16 protein-coding genes, 7 tRNA genes and 4 rRNA genes are annotated in these 20,944 nt (G+C 44.2%); 2 read left to right on the top strand and 25 right to left on the bottom strand.

What is annotated here, in order from left to right; all coding sequences use genetic code 11:
• Positions 1 to 9: 9 nt before the first annotated feature.
• A complete protein-coding gene (gene groES / locus ACGLYD_RS22065) occupies positions 10 to 294 on the bottom strand; it encodes a co-chaperone GroES (protein ID WP_067205358.1) in 285 nt (94 codons plus the stop codon).
• A 185-nt stretch (positions 295 to 479) separates the two neighbouring features.
• On the opposite strand from groES, the gene ACGLYD_RS22060 reads away from it, so the two are divergent.
• Positions 480 to 1,217 carry a CPBP family intramembrane glutamic endopeptidase gene (locus tag ACGLYD_RS22060; protein ID WP_222618001.1) on the top strand — a complete coding sequence of 246 codons (738 nt, stop codon included), beginning with the start codon at positions 480 to 482 and terminating at the stop codon, positions 1,215 to 1,217.
• 43 nt (positions 1,218 to 1,260) lie between these two features.
• On the opposite strand, the gene tatC is transcribed toward ACGLYD_RS22060, so the two are convergent.
• The 3 genes from tatC to ACGLYD_RS22045 all read right to left on the bottom strand — a co-directional run bounded on the left by tatC (position 1,261) and on the right by ACGLYD_RS22045 (position 3,008).
• Positions 1,261 to 2,061 (bottom strand): twin-arginine translocase subunit TatC, encoded by an 801-nt coding sequence (gene tatC, locus ACGLYD_RS22055; RefSeq protein WP_187046560.1) that lies wholly within the window; start codon positions 2,059 to 2,061, stop codon positions 1,261 to 1,263.
• A gap of 17 nt (positions 2,062 to 2,078) precedes the next feature.
• Positions 2,079 to 2,264, bottom strand: coding sequence for a twin-arginine translocase TatA/TatE family subunit (locus tag ACGLYD_RS22050; protein ID WP_187046559.1), 186 nt, complete (start codon positions 2,262 to 2,264; stop codon positions 2,079 to 2,081).
• 93 nt (positions 2,265 to 2,357) lie between these two features.
• Positions 2,358 to 3,008, bottom strand: coding sequence for a redox-sensing transcriptional repressor Rex (locus tag ACGLYD_RS22045; RefSeq protein WP_067205350.1), 651 nt, complete (start codon positions 3,006 to 3,008; stop codon positions 2,358 to 2,360).
• 123 nt (positions 3,009 to 3,131) lie between these two features.
• Between ACGLYD_RS22045 and ACGLYD_RS22040 the strand changes: the two genes are divergently transcribed.
• Positions 3,132 to 5,060 (top strand): ABC-F family ATP-binding cassette domain-containing protein, encoded by a 1,929-nt coding sequence (locus ACGLYD_RS22040; protein WP_067213814.1) that lies wholly within the window; start codon positions 3,132 to 3,134, stop codon positions 5,058 to 5,060.
• A gap of 375 nt (positions 5,061 to 5,435) precedes the next feature.
• Here ACGLYD_RS22040 and tsaD read toward each other — a convergent pair whose 3' ends face one another.
• The 21 genes from tsaD to ACGLYD_RS21935 all read right to left on the bottom strand — a co-directional run bounded on the left by tsaD (position 5,436) and on the right by ACGLYD_RS21935 (position 20,906).
• A complete protein-coding gene (gene tsaD / locus ACGLYD_RS22035) occupies positions 5,436 to 6,458 on the bottom strand; it encodes a tRNA (adenosine(37)-N6)-threonylcarbamoyltransferase complex transferase subunit TsaD (RefSeq protein WP_067205347.1) in 1,023 nt (340 codons plus the stop codon).
• Positions 6,455 to 6,913 (bottom strand): ribosomal protein S18-alanine N-acetyltransferase, encoded by a 459-nt coding sequence (rimI, locus tag ACGLYD_RS22030; protein WP_067205345.1) that lies wholly within the window; start codon positions 6,911 to 6,913, stop codon positions 6,455 to 6,457. The genes tsaD and rimI overlap by 4 nt, the downstream gene beginning before the upstream one ends.
• On the bottom strand, positions 6,900 to 7,610 hold the full coding sequence (gene tsaB, locus ACGLYD_RS22025) for a tRNA (adenosine(37)-N6)-threonylcarbamoyltransferase complex dimerization subunit type 1 TsaB (protein WP_399630556.1): 711 nt from the start codon (positions 7,608 to 7,610) through the stop codon (positions 6,900 to 6,902). Before tsaB ends, rimI begins: the two co-directional genes overlap by 14 nt.
• Positions 7,607 to 8,059, bottom strand: coding sequence for a tRNA (adenosine(37)-N6)-threonylcarbamoyltransferase complex ATPase subunit type 1 TsaE (tsaE, locus tag ACGLYD_RS22020; protein ID WP_067205339.1), 453 nt, complete (start codon positions 8,057 to 8,059; stop codon positions 7,607 to 7,609). The genes tsaB and tsaE overlap by 4 nt, the downstream gene beginning before the upstream one ends.
• A 287-nt stretch (positions 8,060 to 8,346) precedes the next feature.
• Positions 8,347 to 8,422: transfer RNA gene (locus tag ACGLYD_RS22015), tRNA-Asp, on the bottom strand.
• Between the two features lie 67 nt (positions 8,423 to 8,489).
• Positions 8,490 to 8,605, bottom strand: a 5S ribosomal RNA gene (gene rrf / locus ACGLYD_RS22010).
• A 300-nt stretch (positions 8,606 to 8,905) separates the two neighbouring features.
• Positions 8,906 to 8,981, bottom strand: a tRNA-Asp gene (locus tag ACGLYD_RS22005).
• 68 nt (positions 8,982 to 9,049) lie between these two features.
• A 5S ribosomal RNA gene (gene rrf / locus ACGLYD_RS22000) occupies positions 9,050 to 9,165 on the bottom strand.
• A gap of 80 nt (positions 9,166 to 9,245) precedes the next feature.
• Positions 9,246 to 12,177, bottom strand: a 23S ribosomal RNA gene (locus ACGLYD_RS21995).
• A 325-nt stretch (positions 12,178 to 12,502) separates the two neighbouring features.
• Positions 12,503 to 14,054, bottom strand: a 16S ribosomal RNA gene (locus ACGLYD_RS21990).
• Together the 16S, 23S and 5S rRNA genes with 7 tRNA genes alongside form the textbook arrangement of a ribosomal RNA operon.
• Positions 14,055 to 14,373: 319 nt before the next feature.
• A tRNA-Gly gene (locus ACGLYD_RS21985) sits at positions 14,374 to 14,447 on the bottom strand.
• 103 nt (positions 14,448 to 14,550) lie between these two features.
• Positions 14,551 to 14,637 (bottom strand) — tRNA-Leu (locus tag ACGLYD_RS21980).
• Between the two features lie 69 nt (positions 14,638 to 14,706).
• Positions 14,707 to 14,779, bottom strand: a tRNA-Lys gene (locus tag ACGLYD_RS21975).
• 99 nt (positions 14,780 to 14,878) lie between these two features.
• Positions 14,879 to 14,952: transfer RNA gene (locus ACGLYD_RS21970), tRNA-Gln, on the bottom strand.
• Positions 14,953 to 15,056: 104 nt separating this feature from the next.
• Positions 15,057 to 15,131 (bottom strand) — tRNA-Glu (locus tag ACGLYD_RS21965).
• 186 nt (positions 15,132 to 15,317) lie between these two features.
• Positions 15,318 to 15,779 (bottom strand): SprT family protein, encoded by a 462-nt coding sequence (locus ACGLYD_RS21960; RefSeq protein ID WP_067205335.1) that lies wholly within the window; start codon positions 15,777 to 15,779, stop codon positions 15,318 to 15,320.
• A 20-nt stretch (positions 15,780 to 15,799) separates the two neighbouring features.
• Positions 15,800 to 17,956, bottom strand: a complete 2,157-nt coding sequence (locus tag ACGLYD_RS21955) for a Tex family protein (protein ID WP_342539616.1) — start codon at positions 17,954 to 17,956, stop codon at positions 15,800 to 15,802.
• 726 nt (positions 17,957 to 18,682) lie between these two features.
• Positions 18,683 to 19,279, bottom strand: coding sequence for a PP2C family serine/threonine-protein phosphatase (locus tag ACGLYD_RS21950; RefSeq protein WP_338653733.1), 597 nt, complete (start codon positions 19,277 to 19,279; stop codon positions 18,683 to 18,685).
• On the bottom strand, positions 19,279 to 20,124 hold the full coding sequence (gene sigB, locus ACGLYD_RS21945) for an RNA polymerase sigma factor SigB (protein WP_399630550.1): 846 nt from the start codon (positions 20,122 to 20,124) through the stop codon (positions 19,279 to 19,281). The genes ACGLYD_RS21950 and sigB overlap by 1 nt, the downstream gene beginning before the upstream one ends.
• Positions 20,099 to 20,578, bottom strand: coding sequence for an anti-sigma B factor RsbW (gene rsbW / locus ACGLYD_RS21940; RefSeq protein WP_399630548.1), 480 nt, complete (start codon positions 20,576 to 20,578; stop codon positions 20,099 to 20,101). The genes sigB and rsbW overlap by 26 nt, the downstream gene beginning before the upstream one ends.
• Entirely contained in the window at positions 20,565 to 20,906 is a 342-nt protein-coding gene (locus tag ACGLYD_RS21935) for an STAS domain-containing protein (protein WP_187046556.1), read from the bottom strand. Before ACGLYD_RS21935 ends, rsbW begins: the two co-directional genes overlap by 14 nt.
• Positions 20,907 to 20,944 lie beyond the last annotated feature (38 nt).

The following is a 20,944-nucleotide window of genomic DNA, read 5'->3' as shown; positions in this document are numbered from 1 at the left end:
ATCAGTCTATTAGCCAATGATCGCTAAAATGTCACTTTCACGCAAGATCAGATATTCATTACCTTCATGTTTGATTTCAGTGCCTGCATATTTTGAGAAGAGGATTCGATCTCCTTCTTTAACTTCCAATTCGATACGTTGTCCGTTTTCAAGAACGCGTCCAGTACCTGTAGCAAAAACTTTACCTTCTTGCGGTTTTTCTTTTGCAGAGTCCGGTATAACAATACCGCTTGACGTTTTTTCTTCTGCCTCGATTAGCTCGATAACAATACGGTCACCTAATGGTTTCAACAATTGAAACAACCTCCTCAGATAATATCTCCCTTTTAGCACTCGATAGACATGAGTGCTAATACATTTCTAATCATAATGAACATTTGCATATATTGCAAGTGAAATACTCCGAACATTTTCTCTTTGCTTATCTCGCCCTAAACAGCTAAAATTGACCTCAACCACAGTTGAAAGGGTGGCGTTACATGAAGAATTGGAAAATCTCTCTCGCTTTATTAATCACTTACATCCTGATGCATGTAAGCAGCATCTTTTTATCAGAGGGCTTATTCTTATACTTTCCTTGGGATGAGCAATTCACTAAACAGGATATGGCATATCGGGCAAGTTCTTGGACTCTTTTCACCGTTAACTTAATTGCAGCTATCATTTTCCTGGTATTAATCGTACCGAAGAAAAACTTCTTTCAAGTTTTCAAAGGGAAAAAATCTTCCATTGGCAATTCGGTTCTTTGGGGATTCATTGGCTTCTTTCTAGCATTGGGTGGACAAATGCTGGCTGGTGCTATCGAGGTTGCAATTGGAATAGAACCAGGATCCGATAACACTGCAATCCTTTCCGACATCGCGAAAGTGTCACCAATCATCATCCTATCAATCGTACTATTCGCACCATTCCTGGAAGAAATCATTTTCAGAAGGGTTGTCTTTGGAGGGGTTTATCAAAAAACGAATTTCTGGATTGCAGCCATTGTCAGTGCTTTAGTGTTTGCTGCTGTTCATAATGAATTCGAACACCTTCTAATCTATATGATGCCCGCTTTCGTATTCTCTTACTTGTATTACCGGACGAAACGCATACTGACACCAATGATTGCCCATTTACTAATGAATGGATTTGTCGTTGTCCTCAATTTAAACATTGAGAAGATACAACAATGGCAAGAGGATTTGAAACAAGCCATAATCTTCTTTATGCACTAAAAAAGTCTTCCACATCCCTACTTAGGGTTGTGGAAGACTTTTTTCATTTCTGCTGTCGCTCATTAACTTCATCAATCTGACGTTGTTGTTCAGCTTTCGCCTCTTCGAATTGTCGCTGCTGTTCAGCCTTCAAGTATTTTCTGTGACCAAAACGTGAAATGAAAATACTAATTTCATAAAGCGCAAACAATGGAACTGTAACGAACATATGAGACAACAAGTCAGGTGGTGTAATGAACGCCGCAATTACAAATAGAACAAAGTATGCATATTTCCGTATCTTCACAAGTGTCGTCGGATCCAAAATACCAAGTCTTGTTAAAAATAACAAGACTACCGGTAGCTGAAAAACAATACCGAATGGAATTAACAGTTGGAAAAGGAACGAGAAATACTCATTAATGCCGATTGTCTGGGTTATATCGAGCTCCGTGGATAAATTCATCATGAATTTCATCACATAAGGTAGCAGAACGAAATACGAAAACGCAATACCACCAACAAACAAGAAAAATGTAAACGGAATATAATTCAATGTTGCGCGCCGCTCAGTTTCATGCAATCCGGGTGAGATAAAGGACCATAATTGGTACATAAGAACCGGTGAAATGACAATGAATGCGATAAAGACAATCACTTTCACGTAAATCATAATCGGGTCAAGTACATTGAAAGCATTTAAGGCAATATTATGTGCTTCTCCATCATTTTGCAGGAACTGAATAAGTGGTTTTGCTACAAAAAAGGCTCCCACTACAGCTACAACAAAGAAAACGACGATAACCATCAGCCGTTTTCTAATTTCATCTATATGCTCAATGACTGTTAAGTTTTTTTCTATCATCGGACAGACACCCTAACTTACTTCAGTTCTTCTTTCTTAACTTCAACTTTTTTTACATCGTCGTCTTCTACAAGACCTTTTGTCGCATGTTTGAATTCACGCAATGACGAACCGAAGGCTTTCCCGATTTCAGGCAGTTTCTTGGGACCGAATACGAGCAAAGCAATAACAGCAATGATAATCAGACTTCCTGGACCTGGCATCTCGGACACCTCCTTCTTAAAACTAGGGATTGAACTCAATCCTTCTTGTGTCTATTTTACACGAATGGTGACTGAAATACTATTTACAAAGCATTACATATGTGAATCTTTTACGTCGTTTTTAATAAAGTAAATAAGTGTTTGTAACTCGACAGACAAATCGATTGTATGAACCCGTAACGAGTCGGGGACCGTCAGCCGAACCGGAGTAAAGTTAAGAATTCCTTTCACACCGATAGTAGCAAGCTTATCAGTCACTTCTTGGGCTACACGTGAAGGCACAGAAAGAATGACAAGCTCGATTCCTAATTCCTTGATTTTATCCTCAATCGTATCAGGATGAAAAACTGGAATTCCACTCATCTCTGTCCCTTCATGCGTACCTTTCGGATCGAATGCAATGATGATTCGTGTATTGTGATTTTTATGGAAATTATATTTCAAAAAAGCGTTCCCTAAACTACCAACGCCAATGAGCGCTACATCTGTTACTTCATCCTGATCGAGTGCCTGACGAAAAAAGTCGACAAGATAATGTACATCATACCCGTACCCTTTACGGCCAAGTGCGCCGAAATGTGAAAAATCACGTCGAATGGTGGCAGCATCAATTTTCATAGCTTCGCTTAATTCACTGGATGATACTCGTTTCTTCCCTGAATTCGCGAAATTTTGAAGGAACCTATAATATAAAGGCAAACGTTTGGACGTCGCCTGTGGAATTTTGATTGTTTCCCCTATCATGTTAACCCTCCTGAGTGTATCTAAAGGCGATTCTATCGTACAGTAGATAATGAATGTTGTAAAGTCGACCGTTGCACGCTTGACGCCATTCATTTAAACTGAAGAGGAATAGAGGTGCTTTATTTGATTGTATTACAAGTGAACGGACTAACAAAATCATTTTCAGGAACAGATATATTAGAAAACGTAAAGCTCGAAGTTCAACATCGCGACCGCGTCGCACTTGTTGGCCGCAATGGGGCTGGAAAATCGACATTACTTAAAATAATCGCTGGTGAAATGAGCGCTGATTCGGGTGATTTAATCGTCCCTAAAGATATCCGGATTGGGTATCTTGAACAGCATTCAGGTATCGACTCTGTATTGACGGTTTGGGAAGAGATGATGACTGTATTCGAACCACTCCATAGCATTGAAAGGCGGCTTCGATCGCTTGAAGGGCTTATGGCAGATTCCTCTGTCTACGACAACCCGAGCGACTATGAACGCGTCATCAAAGAGTACGATGCTCTACAAATCGAATTCAAAGATTCTGGTGGCTATCAATATGAATCTGATACTCGTTCGGTGCTTCATGGGATGCGTTTTTATCCTGAGGATTATAGCAAAAATGTCAATCTTCTTTCCGGTGGTCAGAAGACACGATTGGCACTTGCTAAAATGCTGCTTAGTAAACCGGACCTCCTCATCCTTGATGAACCGACAAACCATTTGGATATCGAAACGCTCGGCTGGCTAGAGAAATACCTAGTGTCTTATGAAGGCGCAATCTTAATCGTCTCCCATGACCGCTACTTCTTAGATGAAATCGTGACAATCGTCTACGAAGTATCGAGAAAAAAAGTAGCGAAGTATACAGGAAACTATAGTGCGTATCTTGACGAAAAAGCGAAAAACTATGAACGTGATCAAAAACTTTACGTCAAGGAAATGGGTGAGAAGGCCAAACTTGAGGATTTCGTTCAGCGCAATATTGCGCGAGCATCGACATCAAAAATGGCGAAAAGTCGCCGCAAAACGCTCGAAAAAACTGACTGGATGGGCTCTCCTGATGGCAATGAGAAATCCGCAAACTTTACCTTCTCGATTGATCGTCCCAGCGGAAATGATGTACTAGCACTGGAAGATGTAGCAGTCGGTTATGACAGTATACCGGTTTCAACTGGTATCGGCTTGCGTGCCTACAAACAAGACCGCATTGCACTTATCGGACCTAACGGGGTCGGGAAATCAACAATTTTGAAGACCATCGTCAAGTTCCAAGAACCACTAGCAGGCAAAATTCGTTATGGTACAAATGTTCAATTTGGCTATTACGACCAAGAACAAGCGACACTTATCGGAACTGGAACCGTTCTTCAGGAACTTTGGGATGATTGGCCAATGATGAATGAAAAAGATGTTCGTTCAGTACTTGGACGTTTTTTATTTACCGGTGAAGATGTTGAGAAGCCTGTCACTTCCCTATCAGGTGGAGAAAAAGCTCGATTATCACTTGCTAAATTAATGTTACAAAAGTCAAACACGCTTATCCTCGACGAGCCAACGAACCATCTTGACTTGGATAGCAAGGAAATTCTTGAAAATGCATTAGATGACTTCCCGGGCACCCTCATCTTCGTGTCGCATGATCGGTACTTTATCAACCGCATCGCAACAAAAGTAATCGACATTAGCGCAACAGGTACAACCGAATACCTCGGTGATTATGATTATTTCATTGAGAAAAAACTGGAACAGGAAGAGTTGCTTGCCGACTCAAATGCCGCTAAAGCAGCTGCAACTCCTGTCATTGAAAGAAAAAATGATGATGATAAAGAACTAAAAAGGCAGGAAAGAAGGCTGACTAGAGCTATTGACGAAGTCGAATCACAACTTTCTGTTCTGGAAGATGAAATAGTAGCACTTCAAGATGAACTTTCCACTCCTGAATTTGCAGACGATCATGTGAAATTAATGGAGTTACAGGCACAGATTGATGCACTTCAGGCACAGCATGACAGCAAATCAGAAAATTGGCTTGGACTTCAAGAAGAACTAGAGGAATTATAAAATGAGCGTAAACGTCATGTTAAACCAGAACCAATGGTTTATCGTGACGTTTTGTCATTTCTTGCTGTCGTAACCTATCAAATAAAAGTATGAAACGATATTCTCTTAAAAAGAGTTTCCACAGTTTTATCCACACATTGAATGTAGTTATACCTGTAATCCACTGTTATTATCCACACTATCCACAAAAAATGTATTTCTTATACACATAGTTATCCTCCAACCACTGTTACTAAATGTGCATATACAATTGTTATGCACAACTTATCCACAATTGTGCATAAGTACGAATGTTCCCTATTGACATCTTCAAAAAAATCGGGATAAAAAACACGAAAGTTGTCACAATATGACGACTTTCGTGTTTTTACTTATTTATTGTTTCCATGAAACAAGGGACATGCCAGGCTTACCATTCATAGCAAGATTTCCGCGTATTCCGTCTATAAACATAGCCGATCCCGCTGCAGCAATCATTGCCGCATTATCTGTACATAGTATGATTGGTGGAACGTAAAAAGGTATCTCTTCTTTCTTAAATGTTTCTTCAAGAGAAGAACGTAACCCTTTATTCGCTGCTACCCCGCCAGCCGCAATTACCTGTTTCACCCCGAACTCTTTCGCTGCCCTTAACGCTTTAGTAGTCAGCACTTCAACGACACTCGCCTGAAAACCAGCCGCGACATGAGAAGGGTTTACAGCCTCACCACGTTGCGCAAGATTATGCTTATAGTTAATCACTGATGATTTAAGACCACTAAAGCTAAAGTCATAAGAACCCGGCTCTAGCCAAGCTCGCGGGAATTCAACTTGTCCATCACTTTCAGCTGCCAACTTATCGATTTGAGGACCACCCGGGTAAGGGAGGCCCAGTACACGTGCTACTTTATCATAGGCTTCACCAGCAGCGTCATCACGTGTTTCTCCAACCAGTTTAAACGAACCATGCCCCTCCATTATTACCAGCTCTGTATGGCCCCCTGAGACGATGAGTGCAAGAAGCGGGAACTCCATGGGTTGCATTAGTTGGTTAGCATATATATGTCCCGCAATATGATGAACGCCAATAATCGGTAGACCATTGGCAAAGGCAAATGCTTTTGCAGCATTAACCCCAATCAACAAGGCCCCAACTAAACCAGGTCCTTCTGTCACAGCAACGGCGTCAAGATCCGCAGGTTCTAGTTCAGCATTCGCAAGTGCTTCTTCAATTACTAGTGTAATTTGTTCAACATGGTGTCTCGATGCAATTTCCGGTACTACTCCGCCAAATCGTTTTTGGCTAGTAATTTGAGATGCTACGACATTCGATATAATTTCCGTTCCATTTTTCACGATGGATGCAGCTGTTTCATCACAGCTCGTTTCAATTCCTAATATATAGATATCTTTTGTCATTTGAATTCCACCCACATGACGAGCGCATCTTCATGGTCGTCCGTATAATAGTTTTTCCTAATTCCGCCGTCCTGGAACCCAAGCTTACGGTAAAGGTTTTGAGCCGTAGTATTGGTCATCCGCACTTCCAGTGTCATTAACCGGACTTTTTTTTCTATACAAAGTGCAATCGCTTCTTTCATCAGAGCTTCGCCGATGCCATTACCCCTTAAATGCTTCCGTACCGCAACATTCGTAATATGACACTCATCCAGTACGATCCACATTCCGCAATGCCCAATCACTTCTTCTTCAAAGACTGCAACAACGTAATGCGCATAGTCATTTCCAGTCATTTCGTGCTCAAAAACTTCTGCAGTCCATGGTGTCGCAAATGCTTCCTTTTCGATTTCAACAACAGAAGGAATATCTTCTATTCCCATCTCTCTATAACTAATCTCTTTATCCACGATCATTGTCCTTCCCCTGCTCTTTTAACCAATTTGCCTCAGCTTCAGCAATACGTCGATATTCCGGAACAAATGCATGTATATCCGTTTCTGCTTCTGATTGCAAGGCAATATAAATAAGTGAAGAGGCTCGTGGTAGATTAAACTGAAGAGGCGCTAGAACCGCACGTTGTCCAAGCTGCTCAATAATTTTTTGCTCATGCATTGCTATATCTTTTCCAACGAATAAAATAGGACTACTATGCTGCTCAAGCAAGTGTACCAACTCTTCCAAAGAGTAATGGCCATCCTCAATAACTTCAGTAAGCTTTCCTGCATCAAATTGATAAACACCAGCATAGACATTGCCCCGTCTTGCATCGACAATTGGACAAACCAAACCATTGAAGAATAATGCATTTGCCGCTAGTGCTTTTAATGTGGATACGCCAACAAGAGGTTTACCAAGCGTCCATGCAAGTGTCTTCGCTATCGTCACTCCGATTCGCGCCCCTGTATAAGAGCCTGGACCTTCTGAGACTGCAATTGCATCAATATTCGCCGGTACTAACCCTGCTTGTTCCAACAACTCCTCAATTGCCGGCATAGCACGTAGCGAGTGGTTAATAGCCATCGCTGAAGTTCCTTCTATTAATAGTTCGCCATCTTTCACAAGTGCAACTGAAATGGGCGTGTTAGCCGTATCTATACCTAGCCAGATCATAAGAAAATCCCCTCGCAAATCTTTTCATATCTTTCACCTATTGGCGTGAATATAATCATCCGGTTATCTCCGCCACCGTGAACTAGCTGGATTTCCAGACGTTCTGCCGGCAAATCATCTTTAATAAGATGCGCCCACTCGATAACAGATATTGCATCTCCATAAAATAGTTCATCCCAGCCAAGATCCTCATCGCTGCCAGCTAAGCGATAGACATCGAGATGATTGAGTGGGTAATTACCTTCGTACTGTTTGATGATTGTGAATGTCGGACTGTTAACCGTGCGTGTAACGCCCAGTCCTTTTGCAAGCGCCTTTGTAAATGTCGTTTTACCTGCACCTAAATCGCCTTCAAGCGTAAGTACATCCGGTGGTGTAAGGAGTGCTGCAAGTTTCGTTGCAATTAGCTCTGTCTCCTCGACAGAATTTACTTCTATTTTCTGAGTCATAGATTATTTCCTTTCTGCTTCTTTGTTATAGTGTACCGAAAACATGTTATATCAGAAAGCATCTACCCTTATAGATGTGTTTTCGTAGGAATTGATGTTTATTTCTCGTAGAATGTTGTTTACTTTACTGAAAACGTTGTCTTCTTTTACGATAACATTGTTTAGTTTCTCAAGAGTGTTGCTTACTGCTTTTTTAAAAAGCATATTAGTTAAACCTTAGAATTCTATATACAAAAAAACCAATCCCGGAATTAATCCCTAGAATCGGTTCTGAATTTAAAATTTAATGGCGGTCCCGACCGGGATCGAACCGGCGATCTCCTGCGTGACAGGCAGGCATGTTAACCGCTACACCACGGGACCTAAATATGTAGTAATTTTCGACTTTTTAATTAACTTCATCACATTTATGTCGAAAGTAAATATGTGAGACCGGCGACGTCCTACTCTTGCAGGGGGAAACCCCCAACTACCATCGGCGCTGAAGAGCTTAACTTCCGTGTTCGGGATGGGAACGGGTGTGACCTCTTCGCAATCGTCACCAGACCTACATCATCTTTTCTCAAAGACAATACTTAGTATAGCACGTCTTACGATAATTACAAGAACTATTTTTATGGACGGTTCTAATTCGTTCATAATGAATGAAATAAGCATCATTATTGATGAATAAGGATGATAAAACTCTTTTCAAATACCGTTAAGTCCCCTATTTATTAGAATCTACTTTCTTGCTATAGCGTATCTAGATTGAATTGCCTCAAAGTTCATTTATCTTTTATTTCGCAATACAAAAAATCGACTCCGGAATTAATCCCTGGAATCGGTTCTGAATTTAAAATATAATGGCGGTCCCGACCGGGATCGAACCGGCGATCTCCTGCGTGACAGGCAGGCATGTTAACCGCTACACCACGGGACCTTAACATGTAATAACTTTCGACTTTTCAATTAACTTCACCACATTTATGTCGAAGTATAAATGTGTGAGACCGGCGACGTCCTACTCTCGCAGGGGGAAACCCCCAACTACCATCGGCGCTGAAGAGCTTAACTTCCGTGTTCGGGATGGGAACGGGTGTGACCTCTTCGCAATCGTCACCAGACTCTTTGAGCTTGTTCGCTCAAAACTGAATAAAACAGACATTGTGCTACACGAATCAGGGTAATCAAGCCCTTTTCAAAATTGGTTAAGTCCTCGATCGATTAGTATCCGTCAGCTCCACACGTCGCCGTGCTTCCACCCCAGACCTATCAACCTCATCTTCTTTGAGGGATCTTACTTACTTGCGTAATGGGAAATCTCATCTCGAGGGGGGCTTCATGCTTAGATGCTTTCAGCATTTATCCCGTCCATACATAGCTACCCAGCGATGCCTTTGGCAAGACAACTGGTACACCAGAGGTATGTCCATCCCGGTCCTCTCGTACTAAGGACAGCTCCTCTCAAATTTCCTGCGCCCGCGACGGATAGGGACCGAACTGTCTCACGACGTTCTGAACCCAGCTCGCGTACCGCTTTAATGGGCGAACAGCCCAACCCTTGGGACCGACTACAGCCCCAGGATGCGATGAGCCGACATCGAGGTGCCAAACCTCCCCGTCGATGTGGACTCTTGGGGGAGATAAGCCTGTTATCCCCGGGGTAGCTTTTATCCGTTGAGCGATGGCCCTTCCATGCGGAACCACCGGATCACTAAGCCCGTCTTTCGACCCTGCTCGACTTGTAGGTCTCGCAGTCAAGCTCCCTTATGCCTTTGCACTCTACGAATGATGTCCAACCATTCTGAGGGAACCTTTGGGCGCCTCCGTTACTCTTTAGGAGGCGACCGCCCCAGTCAAACTGCCCGCCTGACACTGTCTCCTGCCCCGATAAGGGGCATGGGTTAGAAGTCCAATACAGCCAGGGTAGTATCCCACCAACGCCTCATCCGAAGCTAGCGCTCCGGAATCCAAGGCTCCTACCTATCCTGTACAGGCTGCACCGGAATTCAATATCAGGTTACAGTAAAGCTCCACGGGGTCTTTCCGTCCTGTCGCGGGTAACCTGCATCTTCACAGGTATTATAATTTCACCGAGTCTCTCGTTGAGACAGTGCCCAGATCGTTACGCCTTTCGTGCGGGTCGGAACTTACCCGACAAGGAATTTCGCTACCTTAGGACCGTTATAGTTACGGCCGCCGTTTACTGGGGCTTCAATTCGAAGCTTCGCTTGCGCTGACCTCTCCTCTTAACCTTCCAGCACCGGGCAGGCGTCAGCCCCTATACTTCACCTTGCGGTTTTGCAGAGACCTGTGTTTTTGCTAAACAGTCGCCTGGGCCTATTCACTGCGGCTCTCTCGGGCTTTAACACCCTACCAGAGCACCCCTTCTCCCGAAGTTACGGGGTCATTTTGCCGAGTTCCTTAACGAGAGTTCTCTCGATCACCTTAGGATTCTCTCCTCGCCTACCTGTGTCGGTTTGCGGTACAGGCACCTCCCGCCTCGCTAGAGGCTTTTCTTGGCAGCGTGAAATCAGGGACTCAGGGATAAATCCCCTTGCTGTAACAGCTCAATGTTATAGGAACGGGATTTGCCTCATTCCACACCTCACTGCTTAGACGCGCATAACCAACAGCGCGCTCACCCTATCCTACTGCGTCACCCCATTGCTCAAACGGCGGGGAGGTGGTACAGGAATATCAACCTGTTGTCCATCGTCTACGCCTTTCGGCCTCAACTTAGGTCCTGACTAACCCTGAGCGGACGAGCCTTCCTCAGGAAACCTTGGGCATTCGGTGGAAGGGATTCTCACCCTTCTTTCGCTACTCATACCGGCATTCTCACTTCCAAGCGCTCCACCAGTCCTTACGGTCTAGCTTCGACGCCCTTGGAACGCTCTCCTACCACTGACATCTAAGATGTCAATCCACAGTTTCGGTGATTCGTTTAGCCCCGGTACATTTTCGGCGCAGCGCCACTCGACCAGTGAGCTATTACGCACTCTTTAAATGATGGCTGCTTCTAAGCCAACATCCTGGTTGTCTGGGCAACGCCACATCCTTTTCCACTTAACGAATACTTGGGGACCTTAACTGGTGGTCTGGGCTGTTTCCCTCTCGACTACGGATCTTATCACCCGCAGTCTGACTCCCAAACATAAATCATCGGCATTCGGAGTTTGTCTGAATTCGGTAACCCGGGATGGGCCCCTAGTCCAAACAGTGCTCTACCTCCGAGATTCTTAAGTTTGAGGCTAGCCCTAAAGCTATTTCGGAGAGAACCAGCTATCTCCAGGTTCGATTGGAATTTCACCGCTACCCACACCTCATCCCCGCACTTTTCAACGTACGTGGGTTCGGGCCTCCAGTAAGTGTTACCTTACCTTCACCCTGGACATGGGTAGATCACCTGGTTTCGGGTCTACGACCCCATACTCTATCGCCCTATTCAGACTCGCTTTCGCTGCGGCTCCGCATTCACTGCTTAACCTTGCATGGAATCGTAACTCGCCGGTTCATTCTACAAAAGGCACGCCATCACCCATTAACGGGCTCTGACAACTTGTAGGCACATGGTTTCAGGATCTATTTCACTCCCCTTCCGGGGTGCTTTTCACCTTTCCCTCACGGTACTGGTTCACTATCGGTCACTAGGGAGTATTTAGCCTTGGGAGATGGTCCTCCCGGATTCCGACGGAATTTCACGTGTTCCGCCGTACTCAGGATACACTCTGGAGAGAATGGACTTTCAACTACGGGGCTTTTACCCGCTACGGCGGACCTTTCCAGGTCGCTTCGTCTAATCCATTCCTTTGTAACTCCGTATAGAGTGTCCTACAACCCCAAGAAGCAAGCTTCTTGGTTTGGGCTCTTCCCGTTTCGCTCGCCGCTACTCAGGGAATCGATTTTTCTTTCTATTCCTCCGGATACTTAGATGTTTCAGTTCTCCGGGTGTGCCTCGTTTACGCTATGTATTCACGTAAACGTACTGTCCCATTATGGACAGTGGGTTTCCCCATTCGGAAATCTCCGGATCAAAGCTTACTTACAGCTCCCCGGAGCATATCGGTGTTAGTGCCGTCCTTCTTAGGCTCCTAGTGCCAAGGCATCCGCCATGCGCCCTTTCTAACTTAACCCTTTGGTTTTCAATAAGCTTACGCTTCTTGAATTCCTCTTTGGTGAATTCTCCTTTACAGCGATGTAAATCGGAATTCGTAAAAGGCATTGCATGATTAGCTCATTTGCATGCGCTAATCTAGAGAAACGAATTTCTCTACGTTGATTACTTGATTTGTTGCTATCAATGTCGTTTCATTCAGTTTTCAAAGAACAAGTTTTGAATGTTCATATATAGAGGCTTCTTCAAGCGAAAAAACGCTTAAAAAGCTTAATGAACCTTCAAAACCGAACGCAAAACATCAATGTGTAAACCCGTGGTTTACATTCCGTAATAATCCTTAGAAAGGAGGTGATCCAGCCGCACCTTCCGATACGGCTACCTTGTTACGACTTCACCCCAATCATCTGTCCCACCTTCGGCGGCTGGCTCCCGTAAGGGTTACCCCACCGACTTCGGGTGTTACAAACTCTCGTGGTGTGACGGGCGGTGTGTACAAGACCCGGGAACGTATTCACCGTGGCATGCTGATCCACGATTACTAGCGATTCCGGCTTCATGGAGGCGAGTTGCAGCCTCCAATCCGAACTGGGAATGATTTTATGGGATTGGCTCCCCCTCGCGGGTTGGCAACCCTCTGTATCATCCATTGTAGCACGTGTGTAGCCCAGGTCATAAGGGGCATGATGATTTGACGTCATCCCCACCTTCCTCCGGTTTATCACCGGCAGTCACCTTAGAGTGCCCAACTGAATGCTGGCAACTAAGATCAAGGGTTGCGCTCGTTGCGGGACTTAACCCAACATCTCACGACACGAGCTGACGACAACCATGCACCACCTGTCACCACTGTCCCCGAAGGGAAAGGCGTATCTCTACACCGGTCAGTGGGATGTCAAGACCTGGTAAGGTTCTTCGCGTTGCTTCGAATTAAACCACATGCTCCACCGCTTGTGCGGGTCCCCGTCAATTCCTTTGAGTTTCAGCCTTGCGGCCGTACTCCCCAGGCGGAGTGCTTAATGCGTTAGCTGCAGCACTAAGGGGCGGAAACCCCCTAACACTTAGCACTCATCGTTTACGGCGTGGACTACCAGGGTATCTAATCCTGTTTGCTCCCCACGCTTTCGCGCCTCAGCGTCAGTTACAGACCAGAAAGCCGCCTTCGCCACTGGTGTTCCTCCACATCTCTACGCATTTCACCGCTACACGTGGAATTCCGCTTTCCTCTTCTGTACTCAAGTTCTCCAGTTTCCAATGACCCTCCACGGTTGAGCCGTGGGCTTTCACATCAGACTTAAAGAACCGCCTGCGCGCGCTTTACGCCCAATAATTCCGGACAACGCTTGCCACCTACGTATTACCGCGGCTGCTGGCACGTAGTTAGCCGTGGCTTTCTAATAAGGTACCGTCATGGCACGGGCAGTTACTCCCGTACGTGTTCTTCCCTTACAACAGAGCTTTACGATCCGAAAACCTTCTTCGCTCACGCGGCATTGCTCCATCAGACTTTCGTCCATTGTGGAAGATTCCCTACTGCTGCCTCCCGTAGGAGTCTGGGCCGTGTCTCAGTCCCAGTGTGGCCGATCACCCTCTCAGGTCGGCTACGCATCGTTGCCTTGGTAGGCCATTACCCCACCAACTAGCTAATGCGCCGCGGGCCCATCCTACAGTGACAGCCGAAACCGTCTTTCAGAGTTTGTCCATGCGGACAAACTGATTATTCGGTATTAGCCCCGGTTTCCCGGAGTTATCCCCATCTGTAGGGCAGGTTGCCCACGTGTTACTCACCCGTCCGCCGCTAAAATCAGAGAGCAAGCTCTCATCATTCCGCTCGACTTGCATGTATTAGGCATGCCGCCAGCGTTCGTCCTGAGCCAGGATCAAACTCTCCATAATAGAAGAAAATGAATAGCTCATTTCTTGCTGACTCGAATCCGAAGATTCTTGTGTGTGTTTCTTTTCAACCAACCGAAGCTGATTTAGTTAGAAACATTTTGCTCAAGTGCGTTAGCACTCTCGCTGTATTTCATTGATGTTTTGCTGTTCAGTTTTCAAGGTTCATCGTGTTGGAATTAAGTTGAATTCCTAACACTTCTTTTAGTTGTCAACCAAACGACAACTTCTTAAGTTTAGCATATCCTTTTCGTGAAGTCAACAACTATTTCAAATTAACTTCTGAAGCGAGATTTACTTATGTGTTTCATAAAAAATAGTATGGAGCGGGTGAAGGGAATCGAACCCTCATCATCAGCTTGGAAGGCTGAGGTTTTACCACTAAACTACACCCGCATAATATTGGCACATCCGACGTTAGTTGAATGATAACCATTTCTTTCTTAATGTATCACTATACCCACCGAGGTAAAAGGGTCTTTTAATGAATCAAGTTGTTTGGTGCGGTAAAGAGGACTTGAACCTCCACGGGGTTAACCCCCACTAGGCCCTCAACCTAGCGCGTCTGCCATTCCGCCACTACCGCATTGCTTTAGCGACAAACTTTATTATATACCATACAGTTCATTTGTCAATACTTTTTTCAAGTTAATGATGAGCCATGCAGGATTCGAACCTGCGACCCTCTGATTAAAAGTCAGATGCTCTACCAACTGAGCTAATGGCTCTCTATTATATAGAAGAAGTAGTAGTCCATGCATTCCTAAGAACCGAGATATTCTTCTTTTGTAGCACAACTTCTCGTATGCTTTAGCATTCTGAAAGTTTGGCTGGGGTAGCTGGATTCGAACCAACGATGACGGAGTCAAAGTCCGATGCCTTACCACTTGGCTATACCCCACCGATACGGTAATAAGTCGTTTTTCATGTTGAATAAAGTTCTTTTAGCACTTCGCATGAAGTTCGTGTCAGACTCTTTTCAACACTTCGTTTCAAAAAAAGTAATGGTGACCCCTACGGGATTCGAACCCGTGATACCGCCGTGAAAGGGCGGTGTCTTAACCGCTTGACCAAGGGGCCATATAAGATGCTTGTCTTATGTATGGGAAACGCTTTTGTTAATGTCGTGCGCGCCGTTCCCAACCGACTTTTCTTATTATAAACAGAGTTTCTCATTTCGTCAACACTTTTTCATCAATTAATTTTAAGTATTATTGAGAACACGATTAGAGTGCGGTTTGCAGGCTCTCACCGTGTCCTCAACAATCATTTTACAGCTTGTACTACTACAATTTGCCCTGCACATTTCCCACATCTATATTTTCTAACGTCCATCCTTCTTCTTCGGTTATAAAGTAGCTTACATGATGTACACTCATATACATAGATAGAATAGGTCTTCTTATTCTTCTCAGTAAGTGGTCGGCAAAACCTTGGGGAAGAAGTGCGCTTTAGCAACTCTCTAAAATCTGCATCGCGATGACGGTAACCTCTTCCTTCTATATGAAGATGGTAATGACAGAGTTCATGTTTGATTACACCAACCAACTCTTCAGTTCCATACAACTCCAAAACCAACGGATTAATTTCGATCGAATGATTTGAAAGTATATAGCGACCGCCTGTTGTTCTTAGTCTACTATTAAACCGAGCAATATGAAGGAATGACTTTCCGAATGCTTCTAAAGAAACACTTTCAATAAGCTCCTTCAATTCTTCATCCGTCATAGCCACCCCTCCTTTAGTCGTCATTTTGCAGTCGGCGGTAACATCGTCAGCGAAATACGTCCTTTTCCTTTATCTACACCTTCCACCCACACAGTTACAATATCTCCTGAAGAAACGACGTCTAGTGGATGTTTTACATATCCTTTTTTCAATTTCGAGATATGAACGAGACCATCTTCCTTTACACCGATATCTACAAAGGCACCGAAGTCCACAACATTTCGAACGGTTCCTTGCATTTCAAGACCTTCATATAGATCCTTCATGTCGAGTACATCTGCTTTTAATAGTGGTTGCGGATAATCATCGCGCGGGTCCCGATTTGGTCTTTGAAGTGTTTCGATAATATCTTTCAATGTCACTTCCCCAACATCTAACCTAATCGCTAAAGCTTTGATGTCAAGAGCAGACAATGCATCCCCAGTTTCTTTCTTACCGAGCAACTTCTTGCTTGCATTCGCTTCTTCTAGTATTTGTTCCGCCAATTGATAACTTTCGGGGTGAATCCCCGTCGAATCAAACGGATCTTTTGCATCAGGTACCCGTAAGAAACCAATCGCTTGTTCATAAGTCTTCGCTCCGAGGCGGGGTACTTTCTTCAATTGATTGCGCTTCGTAAACAATCCATTCTCTTCCCGCGATTTCACAATATTTTCCGCGACGGTTTTGGACAGCCCTGCCACATATTGAAGTAGCGAGGATGATGCAGTGTTAACATCTACTCCTACCCGGTTCACAGCTGTTTCAACTACGAATGATAATGATTCGGAAAGACGTTTTTTAGCTACGTCATGTTGGTATTGTCCAACACCTACTGAGCCTGGATCAATTTTCACAAGCTCAGATAACGGATCCTGTAAACGCCTTGCTATCGAAACCGCACTCCGCTGTTCAACTTGAAGATCAGGGAACTCATCCCGCGCTTGAGCCGAAGCTGAATAAACACTGGCACCCGCTTCATTTACAATGACATACGAAACACCTGCTTGTGCTTCTTTTATACATTCAACTATGAACAATTCCGATTCACGCGAAGCTGTTCCGTTACCTATTGCAATGATTGTGATCGGATACTTTTTCAGTAACTCCAAAATAGCACGCTTCGATTTTTCCTTTTCCATTTTGGGTTGATGCGGATAAATTACGGATATTTCAAGTAATTTCCCTGTTTCATCAACTATGGCAAGTTTACACCCTGTCCGGAAGGCCGGATCAAGACCTAATACCACTTTCCCTTTCAATGGAGGTTGTAGGAGAAGACTTTTCAAGTTTTCCGAAAACACATGGATTGCTTGCTCTTCGGCCTTTTCAGTAAGCGCCGCCCTAATTTCCCGCTCAATCGATGGAGCAATCAATCGTTTAAATGCATCTTCAATCGCTTCTTTTACATGTGGTGCAGAAGGCGAATGTGATTTACGAATCAACTCACGCTCAAGTCCTCCGATAATTCGTTCACTCGGGAAAGAAATACCGACACGTAACACATCTTCTTTTTCACCGCGGTTTAATGCAAGAACACGGTGTGGAACGATTTTTTTCAAAGGCTCTTCATACTCATAGTAATTTTCGAAAACGTCACGCTTGTCCTCTGCCCCCTTCCGGACTGCAGAAACAATCATCCCATCTGACCACGCTAACTTTCGTATGTTTTCCCGTATTGCGGCATCATCCGCAAATTGTTCAGCTACAATGTCCCGAGCTCCAGCCAATGCGTCTTCAACCGCATTTACGCCAATTTCTTCATTTAAGAAAGGCAAAGCAAGATCTTCCGGTGAATTCCCTGAAAACTCCATCAGTTTTTTCGCCAGTGGTTCAAGACCACTTTCAATTGCAATCATGGCACGTGTCCGTCTTTTTTGTTTGAAAGGTCTGTACAAGTCCTCAATTCTTTGCAAAACGGTAGCGCTTTCAATTGATTTCCTCAAATCGTCATCCAGTTTACCTTGTTCATCGATAAGGCGAATCACTTCTTCTTTGCGCTGTTCAAGTCCTTTCACATAGCTATAAGCATCTTCAATCGCTTTAATTTGCACTTCGTCCAACGAACCAGTTTCTTCTTTTCGGTAACGCGCGATAAATGGGACAGTATTTCCTTGGTCAAGTAATGCGATTACCTTTTCAGCTTGATGTATACTGACGGCCGCTTTCCCAGCTGTAGCCTCAACAATATGCTTCATCAATAAAACCACCCTTCCTTCTATAGATTCATTTTAACATAAGAAAAGCGCAAGGCGCCTTCTAGACGCGACAGGCATAAGTCGAGCCAGCGACGTGGCGCTCTTTGCCACATAGCTGGATTGCTTATGACCCCGAGCGGCTGGCGGCTGAAGCTAGACACTATTCTAAGTCAAAAAAACGTATACTTTCTTACCTGCGAACAAAAGCACAAGCGCCTGTTCTGTGGCGACAGGCATAAGGCGGGCTGGCGAAGCGGCGTTCTTTGCCGCACAGCCGGACCGACTTATGACCCGAGCCTCTAGGCGCTGGATGGACGGAAACAAAAGCACAAGGCGCCTAAATGGATCGCAGCTTAAGTGCGCCACTTCCTGTGGCAATAGCTGCATGACCTACATCCTGTAGGCCCGCGACAGGCATAAGTCAAGCCAGCGACGTGGCGCTCTTTGCCACATAGCTGAATTGCTTTTAAGGAACCTAGCCTAAGTACGCCGCGTCCTGTGGCAATGGCTAGGCGACCCACATCCTGTGGGCCTCCAAGCGGCTGGCGCCTGGAGCTAGACACTATTCTAAGTCAAAAAATCGTATACTTTCTTACCTGAAAACAAAAGCGTAAGCGCCCGTTCTAACCGATATGGATTTGAATCTAGATGGGAAATCTCCATATTGCATTCTATCCGCAATCCAAGACTTTATAATTTCCCGCAATAAAAAAGCCCACCTCCAACTCACAGAAGTAGGCTTCCAGCTATAAATGTTGCATCGTCACCGTGTTCAATTGAAGCCAGCACTTTTTGATATAGCTCACAAGGTCCCGAACTTTCCTTCAATGAAGCTTTCGGGCTTCTAAGTATGACGCCATCTGAATGGAGGAAAAATAGGTCTCCCTTTTCATAGTTGTATTGTTGCGTTTTTAACTTTTGCGGTCTCCCTGAAAGATAGCCCATTACCGGTAAAGGATAAATCATCTTATCGCAATCATGAAGCATATAAAAACGGACATTGCCAACACAACTATACTGAATTGTTTTTTGCTTGTAATCGACTTTGACGATAGCCACTGCCGCACCACGCTTTTGCACCATATGTTCATTACAGCGGCTAAGTAATTCGTCTATTGACTCATGATGATATTCTTTCAACACTTTAGGAAGAATTTGAGAAGATTGGCGTGCAATCGGTCCATTACCTAATCCATCCGCAATTGCGCAGATGAAATAGCCTTCCTCCGCATGGATAAAATAAGAGTCACCACATTCTCGATTTCCAAACTTCGCTTCCTGATAAACATACGCTTCAACATGCTCAGTTATTATCGAATCCACTATAACGCACCACCAGCCGACAATATTGCTTCCTGTAACTTCTTAATCGCTTTGCGTTGTAATCTTGAAACATGCATTTGAGAAATACCGAGTCGTTCTCCTGTTTCTTTTTGGCTCAGTTGTTCAATATATGTATACTGGATGATTTGTTTTTCACGTTCCGATAATACATTTAGAGCATTCGCAACAACCATACGTTGATCTGTTTTCTCAAAGCCACCATCATTCTCACCGATAATATCGAATAGTGTTATCGTGCCCCCTTCAGAATCAGCATCGAGAGTATGATCCATTGAGAGTGCTTGATAACTTCTCCCCATCTCCATCGCTTCGAGGACCACTTCTTCTTCTACATCAAGGTATTCCGCAATTTCACTAACAAGAGGAGAACGTTGCATTTCTATTGTTAACGTTTCGACAGCTGCCTTGATTTTTGGTCCCAGTTCTTTTATACGGCGTGGAACATGTATTGCCCATGTCTTATCGCGGAGAAAACGCTTAATTTCACCGATGACCGTTGGCACCGCAAACGCTTCAAAACTTCTTCCATATTCCGGATTATACCTACGTATCGCTCCAAGAAGTCCTAGCATGCCGACCTGGGCAATATCTTCATGAAAGGACTTACCGTTAGAGTACTTTCGGGCGATTGATTGAATGAGACGTTCATAGTGTAGAACCAAATTTGTCTGCGCCTCATCATCATTGGTTTCTTGATAACGTTTAATCCATTCAAGGACTTCTAGCTTCGTTCCACTTCCACGGTGAGATGGTTCGCTTCCTCCTGCTTGAGAAAGGGATTGTTCTTCCGTTTTAGATTCAAGAGGAGATGGTTCTTTCGACATCGACATCCTCATCCCCCCGCTCTCCACCGAGATATTTAGTCATAAAGACTGTCACACCCTCCTCATGAAGCACTTTTACATCATCCATCAGTGTCTCCATTAAATAGAGGCCTAGTCCACCTTCACGAAGAAATTGAACTTCTTCCTGTTCATTGTATGGTCCTACGCGTTTCTTCGTTTCCTCAAAATCAAAACTTTTCCCATGATCCGCGACCATAATTTCTAATTTGTCCACAAAAAGAGCACAACCAACTACAACTTCCCCTTCATCACCCTCTTTATATGCATGCTGAACTGCATTAGTAATCGCTTCACTCGAGGCAATCTTTAAATCTTCAATTTCATCATAAGTAAAACCAAGTCGGCTTGCCAGTCCTGAAATCGCGAGTCGAGCAACTCCAACATATTGCGCTTTTGCGGGAACCTTGATTTCAATATAATCATACGGTTGCATCTCTGTCCCTACTTTCTACCATTACGATATCCATAACTTCAGCTAAACCAGTTATTTCGAATAATCTTTTTAAACGAGTGTTTACACCAACTATCTTCACATGCCCTCCATTAGCCTTGACAGCTTTATAGAACCCGACAAAAATACCAAGTCCAGTGCTGTCCATATATCCAACTTCAGATAAGTCTAATTCAGCTTGCATGTTTTCCACATTCTCTGCCGATGCAAGACACTCTTTTAATTTTGGTGCTGTGAACGCATCTATTTCTCCAACAATTTTAAATCGTTGAACACTATTTTCTTCCACTAAGTCGACTTGCAAATTCATAATTACACCCCGAATTCCTTTTTTTAAAATAGCATAGT

The organism is Sporosarcina sp. SG10008 (assembly GCF_044569405.1).
Classification (GTDB): Bacteria; Bacillota; Bacilli; order Bacillales_A; family Planococcaceae; genus Sporosarcina; species Sporosarcina psychrophila.
The sequence above is the reverse complement of the archived record's forward strand: the minus strand, read 5'-3'. Positions and strand labels throughout refer to the sequence as shown.